Annotated in this window: 13 protein-coding genes; 9 read left to right on the forward strand and 4 right to left on the reverse strand. The window is 34.1% G+C overall.

Translation table 11 applies throughout. The features are described from left to right. The first annotated feature begins 90 nt into the window (after positions 1-90). From ABD745_RS02200 to ABD745_RS02235, 8 genes are all read left to right on the forward strand, one after another. Positions 91-1,437: a T6SS phospholipase effector Tle1-like catalytic domain-containing protein gene (locus ABD745_RS02200; protein WP_344824507.1), complete on the forward strand. Its 1,347-nt coding sequence runs from the start codon at positions 91-93 to the stop codon at positions 1,435-1,437. 191 nt (positions 1,438-1,628) lie between these two features. Further along, positions 1,629-3,551, forward strand: a complete 1,923-nt coding sequence (locus tag ABD745_RS02205; RefSeq protein WP_344824510.1) for an ABC-F family ATP-binding cassette domain-containing protein — start codon at positions 1,629-1,631, stop codon at positions 3,549-3,551. A 288-nt stretch (positions 3,552-3,839) separates the two neighbouring features. Beyond that, positions 3,840-4,196, forward strand: coding sequence for a hypothetical protein (locus tag ABD745_RS02210; protein ID WP_344824513.1), 357 nt, complete (start codon positions 3,840-3,842; stop codon positions 4,194-4,196). A 233-nt stretch (positions 4,197-4,429) separates the two neighbouring features. Further along, a complete protein-coding gene (locus tag ABD745_RS02215; RefSeq protein ID WP_344824516.1) occupies positions 4,430-6,814 on the forward strand; it encodes a TonB-dependent receptor in 2,385 nt (794 codons plus the stop codon). Between the two features lie 52 nt (positions 6,815-6,866). Beyond that, complete coding sequence (locus ABD745_RS02220) at positions 6,867-7,454, forward strand: hypothetical protein (RefSeq protein WP_344824519.1); 588 nt, start codon at positions 6,867-6,869, stop codon at positions 7,452-7,454. A 141-nt stretch (positions 7,455-7,595) separates the two neighbouring features. Next, a complete protein-coding gene (locus tag ABD745_RS02225) occupies positions 7,596-8,930 on the forward strand; it encodes a trigger factor (RefSeq protein ID WP_344824522.1) in 1,335 nt (444 codons plus the stop codon). A 115-nt stretch (positions 8,931-9,045) separates the two neighbouring features. After that, on the forward strand, positions 9,046-9,732 hold the full coding sequence (locus ABD745_RS02230) for a hypothetical protein (protein ID WP_344824525.1): 687 nt from the start codon (positions 9,046-9,048) through the stop codon (positions 9,730-9,732). A gap of 404 nt (positions 9,733-10,136) precedes the next feature. After that, the gene (locus tag ABD745_RS02235) at positions 10,137-12,998 is read left to right on the forward strand and encodes a M16 family metallopeptidase (protein WP_344824528.1); all 2,862 of its coding nucleotides are present in this window, start codon (positions 10,137-10,139) and stop codon (positions 12,996-12,998) included. A 100-nt stretch (positions 12,999-13,098) separates the two neighbouring features. Here ABD745_RS02235 and ABD745_RS02240 read toward each other — a convergent pair whose 3' ends face one another. Next, a complete protein-coding gene (locus ABD745_RS02240) occupies positions 13,099-13,683 on the reverse strand; it encodes a DUF3109 family protein (RefSeq protein ID WP_344824531.1) in 585 nt (194 codons plus the stop codon). A 15-nt stretch (positions 13,684-13,698) separates the two neighbouring features. After that, positions 13,699-14,595, reverse strand: coding sequence for a DUF6427 family protein (locus ABD745_RS02245; RefSeq protein WP_344824533.1), 897 nt, complete (start codon positions 14,593-14,595; stop codon positions 13,699-13,701). A 42-nt stretch (positions 14,596-14,637) separates the two neighbouring features. On the opposite strand from ABD745_RS02245, the gene ABD745_RS02250 reads away from it, so the two are divergent. Next, positions 14,638-14,871, forward strand: coding sequence for a DUF6341 family protein (locus tag ABD745_RS02250; RefSeq protein WP_047399618.1), 234 nt, complete (start codon positions 14,638-14,640; stop codon positions 14,869-14,871). An 84-nt stretch (positions 14,872-14,955) separates the two neighbouring features. Here the strand turns inward: ABD745_RS02250 and ABD745_RS02255 are convergent, their stop codons facing one another. Together ABD745_RS02255 and ABD745_RS02260 are read right to left on the reverse strand one after the other, a co-directional pair. Next, on the reverse strand, positions 14,956-15,393 hold the full coding sequence (locus tag ABD745_RS02255; protein ID WP_344824538.1) for a universal stress protein: 438 nt from the start codon (positions 15,391-15,393) through the stop codon (positions 14,956-14,958). 59 nt (positions 15,394-15,452) lie between these two features. After that, positions 15,453-16,058 carry a fumarylacetoacetate hydrolase family protein gene (locus ABD745_RS02260; RefSeq protein WP_344824540.1) on the reverse strand — a complete coding sequence of 202 codons (606 nt, stop codon included), beginning with the start codon at positions 16,056-16,058 and terminating at the stop codon, positions 15,453-15,455. Between the last annotated feature and the right edge of the window lie 29 nt (positions 16,059-16,087).

Here is a 16,087-nt window from a genome sequence, read left to right on the forward strand (position 1 = left end):
CAATCCCTGTTTTTTTCATCGTTACTTTGAAGAGTTCATTAAATAAGTACTTCATTATTAATGAAGATTAATATAAAACCACAAAGTGACATGAAAAACGATATTATTTCTGTCGGAATTTTCTTCGACGGAACTGGAAACAACGGAGTGAATGCGACTTCCTCTCAAAAACCCTCGAAAAACAACGAAAGCTATTACAATAATATTACCAATATTTATAAATTATCAGAATTATTCACCGGTAATGAAAAGATTTACATAGAAGGAATCGGTACTGTTGCAGGTGCTGAAGACAGCGATTATGCAATGGCAACCTGCAAAAATCCTATGGGATACAGCGGATATTCCTCAGACGATAAACTGGCAAAAGCATATGATTTTATTAACAAAATTGTAATTGATGCAACCAAAGAATATAATTTTTATGTGTACGGATTCAGCAGAGGATGTATGTTGGCGAGAGCTTTATGCAATGAATTATTGAGTCCTGATTCTAAAGTTTCAGGAAACATTCATATAAAATTTTTAGGTGTTTTTGATACCGTAGAATCTGCACCGTTCAACGATTACGATGTGACGGTTTTACCGGGAACGGAAAGAGCGCTTCATCTTTGTGCCGTGAACGAATGCAGATACTTTTTTCCGTTGACAGGTTTTTTTGAAGATTCTAAAGATATGGAAGATACAAAATCTGAAACAGGAAACTCTGTCTGGAAAGAAATTTTCGTTCCCGGAGTTCATGCAGATGTAGGTGGGGGATATCTGGAAGGTTCCCAATCGGTCTACATTTCTCCAAATTTTTTGAAAAATGATGATCTTACTGCTTATGTTGAAAATGTAAGAACAGCAGCGACAGATTCAAAAGGAAATAAAATCTGGAACAGTGTTCTTCAAAACTATCGATTGGATCAGGGTGAAATTTTTTCACAGGCTTATCTTGAAAGAGAGTTGGTTTATAATGAACTTTCAAAAGTTTACGGAAGATTAATGTTGACAGAATCCAATACTGAAGAACTTATTTTCAGTACAAATTTTAGTGAAGCAGATTTTGAGATTGATCCAAACATACACCCTTATTTAATTGAGCTTTCCAATGCTTTGGAGAATTATAGCAAAGATCTTTCTTCAGCTTTGAGGCCGGATTATAATTACGAAAAACTGGCAGATTACACTCATATATCGGCAAATTTTGGATTATATCATCCTGCTTTACTACTCAATTCGAGATCCGGGGCAAATGTAGAATTCATAAACAACGGGTTGAACGTACCGAGCAATTCTGACGATCAGGTCAGCGCAAACCAGTCAAAATTACAATCAGAAATCCACCATGTAGAAGATTCTATCGTGGATTACGCATACGGAACTAATATTCCGAATAACGATAATTGGAGTCGTACAATATTAATTAAAGAGAATTTTTATAATAAATGTTAGTACTTTTTCAGTTTTAAATTTAGGTGTAGAGCTGTCCTGGTTAGACAGCTCTTTTTTTAGAATAAATTTTTTTAATATAAGTTTTTCTGGAGGGTCACTTTTAAGTGGCTCTTTTTCTTTTCATTATATTCCTTTATTTTCCGTATTTTTGCACGCGAAAATTCATTATTCACTATTAATCATTATTTAACATGCTTTCGGTTCAAGGTTTAGGATTACATCATTCGGGAAACTATCTGTTTCAAAACGTAAATTTCACCATTAAAAAGGATGATAAAATTGGGTTGGTTGGTAAAAATGGAGCAGGAAAATCCACTTTATTAAAAATGCTTTCCGGAGAAATCACTTTCTACGAAGGAAATGTAGTTCCCGAAGGAAATATTACCATCGGTTTCCTGAAACAGGATCTTGATTTTGTGAAAGGAAGAACTGTCTGGAACGAAACAATGCAGGCTTTTGAGCAGATTAATGCATGGAAAGAAGAATTAGAGGAAGTGAATCATCAAATGGCAGTAAGAACTGATTACGAAAGTGATTCTTACACCGATTTGATCAACAGAATGACCGATCTGAATGACCTTTTGATGCACCATGATGCCTATAATCTGGAAGGTGATATAGAAAAAGTGTTGTTTGGTCTAGGTTTTAAAGCAGATGATTTTCAGAAAATAACCGACGAATTTTCCGGGGGTTGGAGAATGAGAATCGAATTGGCAAAATTGCTGCTCCAGAAAAATGACTTGATGCTTCTCGATGAGCCTACCAATCACCTGGATATGGAATCCATTATCTGGTTAGAAAACTTTCTGAAAGATTATCCCGGAGGAATTGTTCTGGTAAGTCACGATAAACAGTTCATGACAGCTGTTTGTAACCGTACTTTTGATGTGAATAACAGGAAAGTTGACGATTATAAAGCCAATTATTCCAAATATTTAGTAATGCGTGAAGACCGCCGTGAAAAACTTATTCAGGCGAAAAAGAATCAGGATGCGGAAATCAAGCAGATGGAAGATAACATCAATAAATTCCGTGCGAGTGCTACCAAAGCTTCTTTTGCCCAGTCTTTAATTAAAAAATTAGATAAAATTGAGCGTATTGAAGTGGATAACGAAGACGTTTCAAAATTCAATATCCGTTTCGTACAGTCACAAGTTCCGGGGAAGGTTATTTTCGAAGCTGAAAATCTGGGTAAATCTTATGGCGAAAAACAGATTTTTGATGGTGTAGATTTTATTGTTCAGAGAGGAGACAGAATTGCACTTCTTGGTCAAAACGGACAAGGGAAAACGACGCTGGCAAAAATTTTGGCTGGAGATATTCAGGATTATTCGGGTTCTTGGAATCTTGGACATAACGTGAACATCGGATATTTCGCTCAGAATCAGGAAGAAGTTTTAACACCCAATAAAACCGTTCAGGAAGAAGCTGAAGATTCTGCAACCGAAGAGACAAGACCGAGAGTAAGAGATTTGTTAGGATCTTTCCTTTTTCAGGGTGAAGCGGTAAATAAAAAAACAAAGGTGCTTTCCGGAGGTGAAAGAAACCGTTTGGCACTTTGTAAATTGCTTTTGCGTCCGTTCAATACGTTGATTATGGATGAGCCTACCAATCACTTGGATATTCAGTCTAAAGAGATTATTAAGCTTGCTCTACAGAAGTTTGAAGGTACTTTAATTGTAATTTCTCACGACAGAGAGTTCCTGCAAGGACTTTGTGATAAGATTTACGAATTCCGTGATGGTAAAATGAAAGAATTCTTAGGCGATATCAATGAATATCTTGAATTCAGACAAAAAGAAAGCATCAGAGAAATTTCTGCAGAAAAAGCAAAACTTCACAGTGAAGAACCTAAAGTTGAGGTGAAAAAAGTTGAAGAGAAACCTGTTGCCAATCAATCAACAATTGTAAGTAAAGAGCAGAAAAACATTCAGAATAAACTGAAAAAAGTAGAAGAAAAAATTTCCGAACTTGAAACGAAAGTAGAAGAAATGGAGGCTTCTTTCACCAAAGAAAATCCTTCTGACGAAACATTGGAAAAATATAATAAAATCAAGGAAGAGTTGGAATTGGCTCTTCAGGAATGGGAGCATTTGGTTTCTCAATTGGATTGATTTTATATTTAAATTTTGAAAAATCTCTGTCTCATTTGTCATTCCGTAGGAATCTAAGCTCTTATTTTTACAATTCAATCCTTAAAAATTATGCATAGATTCCTACGGAATGACAAACAAGATGTAGAAAAAAATAGTTAGTATTAACGATGTCATGCTGATTTCGAAGCATCTCAACACAAACTTTTATAAAAATTTTGTAACAAAATATCAATCGTTTCTACATATTCAAAGCATTTTAATAAAACTTTAATGTAGGGTTTTAATTTATTTTCATAATTTTGACTGATGATTTTTAAAGAAAGCAGAAATCTAAAGAATTTTATTTCCAAATTATTGTTTGGAATATATTTTCTTGCGATGTTTTCTCAAAATTTTCATAATCACAGTTCTGAAGAAGTTTTTAAAAGTTTCAGCTTTAAAAAAACAGAAAATACCATTTCAAAAAATGTAATAAAAGAAAAAGCAGCCGACTGTTTGGCTTGTCATTTCTTGGCTACAGGACATTCTTTAGTTCCTGAAGAATTCAATTTTTCTTTTCAAAGTTATACACATGAAGTAGAGCAGATTCTTACTGTTCAGGAAAAAATATGGTCTCAGACTAAATTTACCTTTCAGCTTCGCGGTCCTCCCGCAATTTCATAATTCATAGATTTTTCCGGATTTTTTTGTCTTAAATTTTTAAAATTTAAATATTTCTTAATGCAAATTTGAACCATTAAGGACTTGTAAGTTGTTAAGAATAGTAAGATTAATGTATTAATTTACAATTACTAAAGTCATTGATAGATCGTACATTTTACATTGTACAAAAATCCAACCCATAAATTTTCACGAAAATGTGCTTCATAAAAAAGCACGAAATCAATCTATTTACAATGAAATTGATATATAGTTTAATGCTGATCCTTTGTGGATTTGCATTTACAAACGCACAACAGACTTATGCTGTAGAAGGAACTGTTCAGGATTTTCACGACAAAACGATGCTGGAAAATGCAGTCGTGAGAATTGGAGATTTTTCTACAAAAACAGGCAAAAACGGTAAGTTTTATTTTGATAAAATTCCTGCGGGAAAATATATACTCATTGCTAAACATCCTGATTGTAATGATTATACTGAAAATGTAGGAGTTACGCAGGATTTACATTTGACGATTGTTCTTGAACATCATATTCAGGACATCGAAACCGTGACCATTCACGGAAATCATAAGAGCAATGGTTCTTTGGTTATCAAAACACTTGATAAATCTGAAATTGAGAGAAATTCTACCGATAATCTGGGGAATTTATTAACCAAGATTTCGGGAGTTTCTGCGCTGAAGACAGGAAATAATATATCAAAACCTATTATTCACGGGCTTTACGGAAGCAGAATTTCTATTTTAAATAATGGAGTAAAGCTTGCCGAACAGGAATGGGGAGTAGAACACGCTCCGAATGTTGATATTAACAATTTTCAGCATATTGATGTCATCAAAGGAGCTTCTGCATTGAAGTACGGAAGTGATGCCATTGGTGGAGTAGTAGTGATGGAACCTGAGATTTTCCCTAAAAAAGATACCATCAAAGGTTCTGTAGGACTTTCCGGAATTTCTAACGGAAGAGGTCTCGGATTGGATGTAGACATTGCCAAAGTCTGGAAAGACGGCTGGGCTGTAAAATCAGGCGGAAGCATCAAAAAATTAGGAGATCAGCATGCTCCGGATTATAACCTGATGAATACAGGAATGGATTTTTCGTCTTTCAATTTTACAGTTCAGAATAATACTTATGAAAGAGGAATTTCATTTGATTATTATTTAACCAACCAGAACATCGGGATTTACAGAGGTTCTCATGTCGGGAATAATGAAGATTTCTACAATGCCACGACTTCTAAAATTCCTATTTATACAGGGAATTTTAGTTATGATATTGATAATCCGAGACAGGTAATCGAGCATCATATTGCGAAAGTTTCCGCTTTTAAGAGATTTGAAAACATCGGGAAAGTTTCTGCGACATACAGTTATCAGTTTAATCACAGACAGGAATATGACATCAGAAGAGGTGAATTGAAAGATACGCCTTCTCTTGATCTTGAATTAATGACGCATCAGTTCAATCTTAATGATTTACTGGAAAGAGGAAAATTTTCTTTGGAAACAGGAATTGATGCGAGTTTTCAGAATAATTATTCAGATCCGGCGACAAAAGCAAGACGTTTGATTCCGAATTATGATAAATATGCTGCCGGAATTTATTCGATTTTTAAATATAAAATTTCGCATGACTTCAATATAGAAGCTGGAGCAAGATATGATTTCACCCGTTATGATGTAACGAAATGGTACGATAAAAGCGACTGGGAAGGTCGATATGCAGATTCTTATCCTCAGTTTTATGTGAAAACCGATCAAAACAGAATTCTTACACGTCCTCAATTGAATTATGAAAATTTTTCATTCAACGCGGGTCTGGAATATCGTCCAAGTGCTGGTTTTGATTTGAAATTTAATTATGCTAAAGTGGGAAGAACTCCAAATATTGCAGAATTATTTTCAGACGGATTGCATCATTCTGCATCAGTGATTGAAATTGGAGATATGGGACTGAAAAATGAACAGGGACATCAGTTTAATTTAACCGTTGATTCAAAATTCAATGTGTTGAAAGGCTTGAATATTTCTGTGAATCCTTACTTTTTCATCACTAAAAATTTCATCAATGAAGTTCCGACGGGAGTTCAGAATACGATCAGAGGGGTATTTCCGGTCTGGTCTTATCAGCAGATCGATGCGAAAATGTATGGGATAGACTTGGATGTTAACTTTAAATTTACGGATAATCTGACGTACGTGGGAAAAGGTAGTTATGTTTATGGAAAAGATGATACTCATAATGTTCCGTTGATTCTCATGATGCCCCCGAATTTTTCGAATGCACTACAATTCAATAAAGAAAACTGGAATCAGTTCTACTTTACGGTAGAAAATCAGACGTTTGTAAAACAAAACAGATTTCCGGTTTATAATGCAACCATTCCTATTTATATAGATGGGGATGAAGTGCAAAAAGAAGTTGATCTGAGTACTCCACCAAATGGGTATTCTCTTTGGAATATCCAGACAGGAATTAACATCAGCAAAAATCTTTCTGCAGGTCTTATCGTTAATAATCTTTTCGATGTTTCGTACAGAGATTATCTCAATCGTATGAGATTCTTTTCGGATGAGGCAGGAAGAAACTTTATTTTAAACTTTAGATACAGATTCTAAAGATTTCAGAAAATTATTAAAACAAAATTTACAATCTTAAAATTTTACAAAAATGAAAGTATTCAATACTAAAAATATAATCAAATTATTAGCTGTTTTATTCATCACAATTACTGTTGTTTCTTGTCAGAGAGACGGCTCTGCTGCTGAAGATGACCTTCCTCAGGAGGATCTTACAAACATTATTTTGAATGTAAAAGATGTTGCAGCAGGAACAGTGAAAACATATAATTACAGTATGGGAGCAGGCGGAGCTCAGGCAATCCAGTTGCAGGATGGGAAAACATATCAGGTGACTGCAGAGTTTAAAAATGGAAATGAAGATGCTACACAGGAAATCAGAGATGCAAAAGATGAGCACTTTTTAGTTTTCAATTTTCCTAATTCTGATATTGTTTTAACTCGTACAGATGACGCTTCTTCTACAAGAGCAGATGGAAAACGTGTAGGTCTGAAAACAGAATGGGTGGTGAACAAAGCGATTAAAAACCCGGCTGCAACAAGCCAGTTGATTTTTACACTTTATCATGAGCCCGCGACAGTTTCAGAAGATTCTGAAGCAAGCGGTAACGGCATCGTTTTCGGAAAACAGACCGGAGGTGAAACAGATGCGCAGGCAAATTATAATATTACTAATTAATATATCTTTAATCTTGTTAACAAAGACCACTGAATTTTTCGGTGGTTTTTTATTTAACAATATTTGGCGTTATAAGTTGATTTTAATTGATAGATTTTCATAAAATTTTCATATTTTTGCAACCTAAAATTTTAATCAATAATGAAGGTTACTGCAAAAAACCATGATGATGTAAGTGCATTGCTTACAGTGACATTGGAAAAATCTGACTATAAGGAAAAAGTTGAGAAACAATTGATTAATTATGCTAAGAATGCACAAGTTCCTGGTTTCAGAAAAGGAAAAGTGCCTTTGAGTATGGTTAAAAAACAATATGAAGCAGGTATTGCTTTCGAAGAAATCAACAAACAGGTTTCTGATGCTTTGAACGGATATGTAAATGATAACAAACTAAGATTAGTTGGACAGCCGGTTCCTCAGCCAGTAAACGATCTTGATTACAATGCTGAGCAATTAGAAGTTGCTTTCGAAGTAGGTTACGAGCCTGAATTCACTATAGATCTAGCTAAATATGAAGCTCCTCATTACAAAGTAGAAGCTTCTGAAAAAGAAATTGGTAAGAGTATTGAAAACATGCAGAAGCGTTTCGCAGAGCAGGTTCCTCAAGATAAAATCACTAAAGATTCTTACATCGCTTTAGAGATTTCTCAGGTTGTAGAAGAAGATGCTGAAGGAGAGCACCACCACCATCCAAAGAACGTTACTATTACAGCTGAAAATAAAGAAGCTTTCAAATTGGTAAAAGCTTTGAAAATGGACGGGTCTGTAAAAGTTTCTAAAGAAACTCTTGCTGGTGACGAAGAATTAGCTAAAGAATTAGGATTCTCTAAAGAAGAAGTTGAGCACTTACACCACAACGAAGTTGAGGTAAAAGTAAAAGATTTCTATTCTTTGAATCTTGCTGAGCTTAACCAAGAGCTTTTTGATAAAGTATATGGTGAAGGAAATATCGGTTCTGAAGAAGAATTGAAAGAAAAAGTAAAGACTGAACTAGATGAGTATTTCCAGCAAAATGCTGATGTACACTTTGTAAATAAAGTATTGGAGCAGGTTTCTGAGAAGGAAGAAGTAAAACTTCCTGAAGCTTTCTTAGTAAAATGGTTATTATTCTCTAACCAGAATATCCAGTCTGAAGAGCAGGCAAAAGAAATTCTTGAATCTGAGAAAAATCAGTTGAAATATCAGATCATCGAAGGAAAATTGATGAGTGAGAACGAAATTCAGTTAGATTATGCAGATGTTTTGGCACAAGCTGAGCAGTTGGTAAGAAATCAATTGGCTATCTACGGAATCCACCACTTAGGTGATGAGGAAATCCAGAAATATGCTGTTGAAATGTTGAAAGACCAGGAGCAGGTAAGACAAATTTCTTCTGAAGTTGCTATGACGAAGCTGAAAGATGTAATCCTTGAAAAAGCGACTAAAAAAGAAACTGCGATCTCTCACGACGAGTTTTTAGAAGAACTTAAAAAGTAATTTATTTCAATTGTAAATATTTTAAACCACCAATTTTTTTGGTGGTTTTTTTATTGAAAAACGTTCTTATTTTATTCGTTCAATATTCATATATTTACGCTTCTAAACTTAGTATATGAAAAAGATCATCATTCCATTTTTTTGCGCTGTACTTTTTTCTACTTCGGTAGCTGCACAAAAAACTACTGCTGCTCCCGCAAAAACGGAAGCTGAAAAATCAAAATTAACTTCTAAAGATGTTATTAATAACTACCTTTCTGCTCTTGGCGGAAAAGATAAACTAGAAGCTATAAAATCTACAATTATTGATAATACGCTTTCTGTACAAGGTATGGAAATTACCATGACTACAAAAAAGCTGGGTAATAAATTCAAATCTGAGCAGTCTGTAATGGGGCAAAAAATGATTCAGTTTTTTGATGGTGAGAAAGGATATTTCGAACAGGGAGGTCAAAAAATGGATATTCCGGCTGATAAAATTGCAGAATTGAAGAAAAGTAAAGTTATTGATGCTTTAGGGTACGATGCTGCAAACTTTCCAACGGTAACAGTTGAGAAAATCGACGGAAAAGATTATAATGTTTTGTCTTCTGATAAAGGAAAACATTATTTTGATGCTTCTACGGGATTATTATACAAATCTACTGCAAACGAAGGAAATGCTACTGTAAAAAGCTATATGACTGTTGACGGAATGAAGTTCCCATCAGAAATTGAAGCAGAAGGAAACGGACAAAAAGTTACTATTAAAACGACAAAAGTAACGATTAATTCAGGTGTTACTGATGCGGATTTTAAATAGAATCTAATGATTTAACATAAAAAAGCCAGGCATTGTCTGGCTTTTTTATTTATTTAATAATTTTTAACTTATTTTTAACGAAAAAAAATATTTGTATGTTCTAATAATTGATACTTTTGTAAAAACAAAACAAAAAATGAAAAAAAGTTTATTATCCTTGACCAAAATCTTTCGGTCCCGAAATTCGAATTCTCCAAAAAATTCTACATTTTTTAAATCACAATTTATAGATTAAATAATAATTGATAAACAAATACGTTTATTACGAAAATCCTATTGGTTTATTAGGGATTGTAATATTTAACGATATTTAACTCAATTTTAACTTTAAATAAGTGTTAAACATTTCCTTTGGTGGTGAATAATTAATATTTTTACCCCGAAAAATTAATAATCAAAACAATATGAAAAAAATGTTTTCGTCACTTGCAGTGATCTTCCTGATGTCTGCAAATGGTTTTGCACAGAATATTCCTATGGATGCTTCTGTGAAAACAGGTACTCTTTCAAACGGGATGAAGTACTATATCAAAAAAAATAATTTACCGGAAAAGAAAGTAGATTTCAGATTGGCGATCAACGCCGGATCTATTCTTGAGGATGAAAACCAACGAGGCCTGGCTCACTTTATGGAGCACATGAACTTCAACGGAACAAAAAACTTCCCTGATAATAAGCTAGTCGACTTTCTACAGTCAATCGGGGTGAAATTCGGGCAGCATCTTAATGCTTATACGAGTTTTGATGAGACGGTTTACATGCTTCCGGTTCCTCTGGACAAACCGGGAAATCTTGATGCAGGTCTTAAAGTAATGGAAGACTGGGCATTCAATGCTACACTTTCTGATGAGCAGATCAACAAAGAAAGAGGAGTTGTTTTGGAAGAATTGAGACTTGGTTTGGGAGCTGATAAAAGAATGTCAGACAAATACCTTCCAAAATTATTATACAAATCTCAGTATGCAAACAGACTTCCGATTGGTAAAAAAGATGTCTTGGAAAATTTTAAGCCCGATGTAATAAGACAATTCCACAAAGACTGGTACAGACCGGATCTTATGGCAATCGTGGTGGTCGGAGATATTAATGTAGATGAAGTTGAAAAGAAAATTAAAGAAAATTTCAGCAAGTATAAAAATCCTTCAAAACCTAAAGAAAGAAAAGTTTTCGATTTACCGAATCATAAAGAAACCTTGGTAGCCATTGAAACAGATCCGGATGCAACGAGATCGATGGTGCAGTTTACGATGAAGGATTCTGAAGCTTATCAGCCTGATGTTACGGTAGAACAATATAATCAGACTATTATCGAAAATCTTACTTCAACAATGTTGAATAACAGATTCAGCGAGTTGGTAAATTCTACCAATCCTCCTTTTACGTACGGTTCAGTTTATCATGGCGGAACGTATGCAAGAAGCAAAGAAGCTTTCCAGGGATTTGCTATGGTAAAAGACGGAAATCAGCTTAGTGCTTTGAAAGTTCTTTTGGAAGAGACAGAAAGAGCAAAAAGATTCGGGTTTACTCAAACCGAATTAGACAGAGCAAAGGCACAGGTTTTATCTAATATTGAAAGAACTTACAACAACCGTGATAAAACGGAAAGTGATATTTTGGTAGATGAATATGTAAGAAACTTTCTGGAGCAGGAACCAATGCCGGGAATCGTCTGGGAATATGAAGATACAAAGAAATTCTTACCATCTGTAACGTTGGCTCAGACCAATGAGATCATCAAAAAGTTTGTAAAAGACGACAGCAGAGTAGTAGTAATTACGGGTCCTAAAAAAGAAAACGTGACGATGCCGACAGAAGCAATGGTGTTGAATACTTTTGAAAGCGTAAAAATGGCAGATCTTAAACCTTATCAGGAAAAAGCGACCATTAAAAATTTAGTTAAACCTTTCAAATCTGAAGGTAAAATTGCTAAAACTGAAACGGATGCGAAATTAGGAACAACAACCTGGACATTGAGCAACGGTGCAAAAGTTACTTTCAAAAAGACAGATTTTAAAGATGATGAAATTGTTTTCTCAGCAAGAAGTATGGGAGGAAGTTCTTTACTTCCTGATGCAGATTTTAACAAAACTCAGTTTGCATTTGCAGCTTTATCTGAAGCTGGAGTAAATGGTTTATCAAAGTCTGATCTTACCAATTATTTAGCAGGAAAACAGGTAAGTGTAAATCCTTCTGTAACTCCTTTATACGAAGGTATTTCGGGAAGAACAACTAAAAAGGATCTGGGAACTGCAATGGAGCTTATGTATGCTTATTTCACAGGGTTGAATTATAATCCGGAGGCATTTAACGCATATAAAACCAAGCAGTCTGCAATGCTTGATAATTTATTGTCTAATCCGCAATTCTATTTCTCAAGTGAGCATGCTAAATTCATGAATCAGAAAAACCCAAGATTCATCGGGATTATTCCAATGGCAAAAGAATGGGAAAATACAGATTATAAAAAGGCATACGATATTTATAAAGAGAAATTTGCAAATGCTGGAAATTTCCAGTTCTATTTCATAGGTAATATTGATGAAGCTTCCTTTAAAAATGAAGTGTTACAATATATTGCAAGTCTTCCGTCAACAGGGAAATCTACGAATTTCAAAGATACCGGTTACAGACAGATGACAGGTGATTACACAAAAACATACAAAAAAGGAAAAGACCCTAAAAGTATGGTAACGATTTCTTATGCAGGAGAAACACCTTATAACCAGAAAGAAGCTTTGGCTTTGGAGGCTTTAGGCGAGGTGGCTACAATTAAAGTAATCGAAAAATTAAGAGAAGACGAAAGCGGAATCTACGGTGGTGGAGCCAGAGGGGGAATGTCTAAAGTTCCTTATAATAATTACAGCTTCAGTATCAGTTTCCCTTGTGGACCTGAAAATGCCGATAAACTGACAAAAAGTGCTATTACAGAACTTCAGAAGTTAATTGATAAAGGTCCTGAGCAAAAAGATCTTGACAAATACAAAGAAGGAGAAATGAATGATTACAATACCCAAATGAAAGACAATATGTTTTGGATGAGTAATCTTACAAAAAACCAGTTAGACGGAAGTGATAAATACGAAATCTTAAATTATAAGGATCAAGTAAATGCATTAACGGTAAAAGATCTTCAGGATGTTGCGAAAAAATATCTTACAAAAGGTAGAATTGTAGCGACATTAATGCCGGAAGACGGTTGGGAAAATACTAAAAAAGATGAGGCTAAAGTAGAAGCTGCTGTGATAAAAGCAGGTGCAGCAAACTAATCAACTTTTTCAATCAAAATAAAAACCGCAGAAAACTTCTGCGGTTTTGTTATTTAATAAAGAATTTTAAAACTTTAAAATCCTCAAACTCTCACACATATCAAGAGCCATATTCTTTTTTCCATTCTTCGGCAACTTCACTTAAAACACTGTAAAACTCTTCACCATATTTTCTGATCAAAGGCGTTTTCAGGAATTTGTAAATAGGAACCTGTAATTCTTTTCCTAATGTACAGGCGTCACTGCAAACGTTCCATTCATGATAATTCAAGGCCTTAAAAGTAGAATATTCTGTTACCCGGATTGGGTAAAGGTGGCAAGAAATAGGCTTTTGCCAGTCAATTGCGCCGTCTTCATAGGCTTTTTCGATTCCACATTTTGTAATTCCTTTTTCGTCAAAAGTCACGTAAGCGCATTCACGATTTTCAACCATCGGCGTTACGTACATTCCGTCGATCGGATCAGTTGTCCATGTTCCGGTTTTTTCAATGGATTTGATACCTTCTTGAGTAAGATAAGGTTTAATTTTATCAAAAATAGTATCTAAAATTTCCAATTCGCTTTTATCCAACGGAGCACCTACATCTCCTTCCACACAACATGCACCTTTACATTTTGAAAGGTTGCAAACAAACTCTTCAGAAAAAATATCTTCGGAGATCAATTTATCGTCTATCTGAATCATAATCTTTTAAAGAAATTAAAATAAATAAATCGCCTTATAGGCAATCAAACTAAAAATAATCAACCATAAGCTCACTTCCTGCATCCAGTATTTTGGCAAAAATTTCAGCATCCGGCTGATGATAATTGTCGACGGAAAGGCAAGAAGCAGCAAATATTCATAACTCTTATTCATATAAAGAATAATAGTAACAAGCTGTGCTACAGAGAATACCAATAAGAAAGTGTATTTGTATCTGCTTATCGGGCTCTTTTTATTATAATTTTTAAAATGGTCATACACTGCATAAATCAGCATTATAACAATCGGAATTAATGGTAATAATGTTTCATAATCTGTTATTACTTTCATATTTCCAAAAGGGAAATAATCAATATTCCAGGTCGTAAAATTCATAAAAAACATGACAGAAAAATAACTGAACACGATTAAAATTATGCCTAATAAAAATCTGAAAATGTTTAATCCTATTCTTTCTGAAGTTGCAATGACATGAATGATCACAAAAATCGCCATAGGCCATGTTGTAGGGAGAAAAATAAAATTCAGTGCTACAATAGAACCTACTAAAACATAAGACTTTTTCCTGATGTCTTCATTGGTACTTGTCAGAAGTAACAAAAGAAAAGAATTGGTCAATAAAGAAACAGCAAGTCCGATATCTAAATTTCCCGGATAAAGTCCAAAAATAAAAAATGTATATAAAAATAAGGGCAAATGAGTCTGATAATTCAATGCAATGCTGTGAAAACAAAAATATCCCAAGGCAATTCCAAAAAAAGTAATCCCTGCGATAATACCCTCATAAGTGTTGAAATTCAAAAAGTTAAAAGTTATTACTATTAACAGAAGAAAACCAATATAAACAGGAATTGAAAAAATATTGCTTTCTTTTGAAAGTAATCTAAACATTTTTTATAAATTTGTACAAAGTTAATTTAAAAAAGGAAAATAATGACGTCTTTCTTTCTATTCTTAAGCAAAGTTTTCAAATGGAGTTTCGGTTTCTTTGATAATTTCGGAAATGTTTTAAACTGGGTACTATTTGTTGTTTGCTGTGTACTATTCACATATTGGTGCTATACATTGGTAGTGACACTGGGTGGTGATAAAGACAAAGAATATTATTCTCCAACGGAAGGCAAGCATCCTTACTACGATCCCAACATCTACAAAAAAGAAGGTTAATTAATTGGTTATATAGTAAAAAGCCGATCAAATTTTATTTGGTCGGCTTTTTTATTAACGATTAAAATTTAACTTTCTTTATTTTTAGCCGTGAATCGGAAGTACTAAAACAGGAATATTGGAATCTTTTGTAATTCCTTTTGTTAAACTTCCCACAAAAACATCATAGATTCCGCTTCTTCCGTGTGAACCCATGACGATGAAATCTGCACTATTTGCTTTGGCATAATCCAAAATAATATCTTTGGCAATACCTTGTTTAAGAAGATGCTCGCAATCTACATCATGAGCAAGAATTCTCTGTTCGATCTTATTAAGCTGAACCAATTCTTCTCTTATTTCGTTCTCTTCAACTTCCGGAAAATATTGAAATCCCATATCACCGATTGCAAAACCTATATCAGATGGTGCAACATGGATCAGGAAAATTTTACCGTTTACTTGTTTTGCGAATTTTACCGCTCCTTCTACAAGCTGCTCTGTCTTATCCCCAAAATCTACGGGTAATACAATATTTATCATAACCTTTAACTTTGTTTACTAAAGATAGGAAAATTATGCCAAAAGTTATGTTAAATTACTTATAATATTCGGATATCAAGAATTTTTTCATCTTCAAGATAAGCTTCAAGAATGTCATTTTCTTCAACTTTTCCTACACCTTTTGGAGTTCCCGTGAAAATTAGATCACCAACTCTCAACGTGAAGTATTGTGAAACAAAAGCAATAATATCATTAATGGTGAAGATCATATCTTTCGTATTTCCATCCTGAACCTTTTCTTTATTTTGTAATAATGAAAAATTTAGAGATTCAAGATTGTAATTCTCTTTTTTGAAGAAATTTCCCACAACCGCAGAACCGTCGAAGCCTTTTGCCAGCTCCCAGGGAAGACCTTTCGATTTCAGCTCACTTTGAAGATCTCGTGCCGTAAAATCGATTCCCAGACCTATTTCTTCATAATTTTTATGAGCCGTTTCTTTTTGGATATATTTTCCGCCTTTCGAAATTTTCACGACAACCTCCAGTTCATAATGAACATCGTTCGAAAATTCCGGAATATAGAAATCATTTCCTTTCAAAACCGCTGTATCCGGCTTCATAAAAATCACAGGTTTTTCAGGGATTTCGTTTCCCAATTCTTTTGCGTGTTCGCTGTAATTTCTTCCTATGCAGATTATTTTCATAATTCTTTTTTATTTTTTGTCATTGCGAG

Source organism: Chryseobacterium ginsenosidimutans, assembly GCF_039536845.1.
Classification (GTDB): domain Bacteria; phylum Bacteroidota; class Bacteroidia; order Flavobacteriales; family Weeksellaceae; genus Chryseobacterium; species Chryseobacterium ginsenosidimutans_B.

Bases quoted from the DNA above. Each gene is read 5' to 3' on its own strand.
- ABD745_RS02200 (WP_344824507.1), top strand. From the start codon at position 91: ATGAAAAACGATATTATTTCTGTCGGAATTTTCTTCGACGGAACTGGA.
- ABD745_RS02205 (WP_344824510.1), top strand. From the start codon at position 1,629: ATGCTTTCGGTTCAAGGTTTAGGATTACATCATTCGGGAAACTATCTG.
- ABD745_RS02210 (WP_344824513.1), top strand. From the start codon at position 3,840: ATGATTTTTAAAGAAAGCAGAAATCTAAAGAATTTTATTTCCAAATTA.
- ABD745_RS02215 (WP_344824516.1), top strand. From the start codon at position 4,430: ATGAAATTGATATATAGTTTAATGCTGATCCTTTGTGGATTTGCATTT.
- ABD745_RS02220 (WP_344824519.1), top strand. From the start codon at position 6,867: ATGAAAGTATTCAATACTAAAAATATAATCAAATTATTAGCTGTTTTA.
- ABD745_RS02225 (WP_344824522.1), top strand. From the start codon at position 7,596: ATGAAGGTTACTGCAAAAAACCATGATGATGTAAGTGCATTGCTTACA.
- ABD745_RS02230 (WP_344824525.1), top strand. From the start codon at position 9,046: ATGAAAAAGATCATCATTCCATTTTTTTGCGCTGTACTTTTTTCTACT.
- ABD745_RS02235 (WP_344824528.1), top strand. From the start codon at position 10,137: ATGAAAAAAATGTTTTCGTCACTTGCAGTGATCTTCCTGATGTCTGCA.
- ABD745_RS02240 (WP_344824531.1), bottom strand. From the start codon at position 13,683: ATGATTCAGATAGACGATAAATTGATCTCCGAAGATATTTTTTCTGAA.
- ABD745_RS02245 (WP_344824533.1), bottom strand. From the start codon at position 14,595: ATGTTTAGATTACTTTCAAAAGAAAGCAATATTTTTTCAATTCCTGTT.
- ABD745_RS02250 (WP_047399618.1), top strand. From the start codon at position 14,638: ATGACGTCTTTCTTTCTATTCTTAAGCAAAGTTTTCAAATGGAGTTTC.
- ABD745_RS02255 (WP_344824538.1), bottom strand. From the start codon at position 15,393: ATGATAAATATTGTATTACCCGTAGATTTTGGGGATAAGACAGAGCAG.
- ABD745_RS02260 (WP_344824540.1), bottom strand. From the start codon at position 16,058: ATGAAAATAATCTGCATAGGAAGAAATTACAGCGAACACGCAAAAGAA.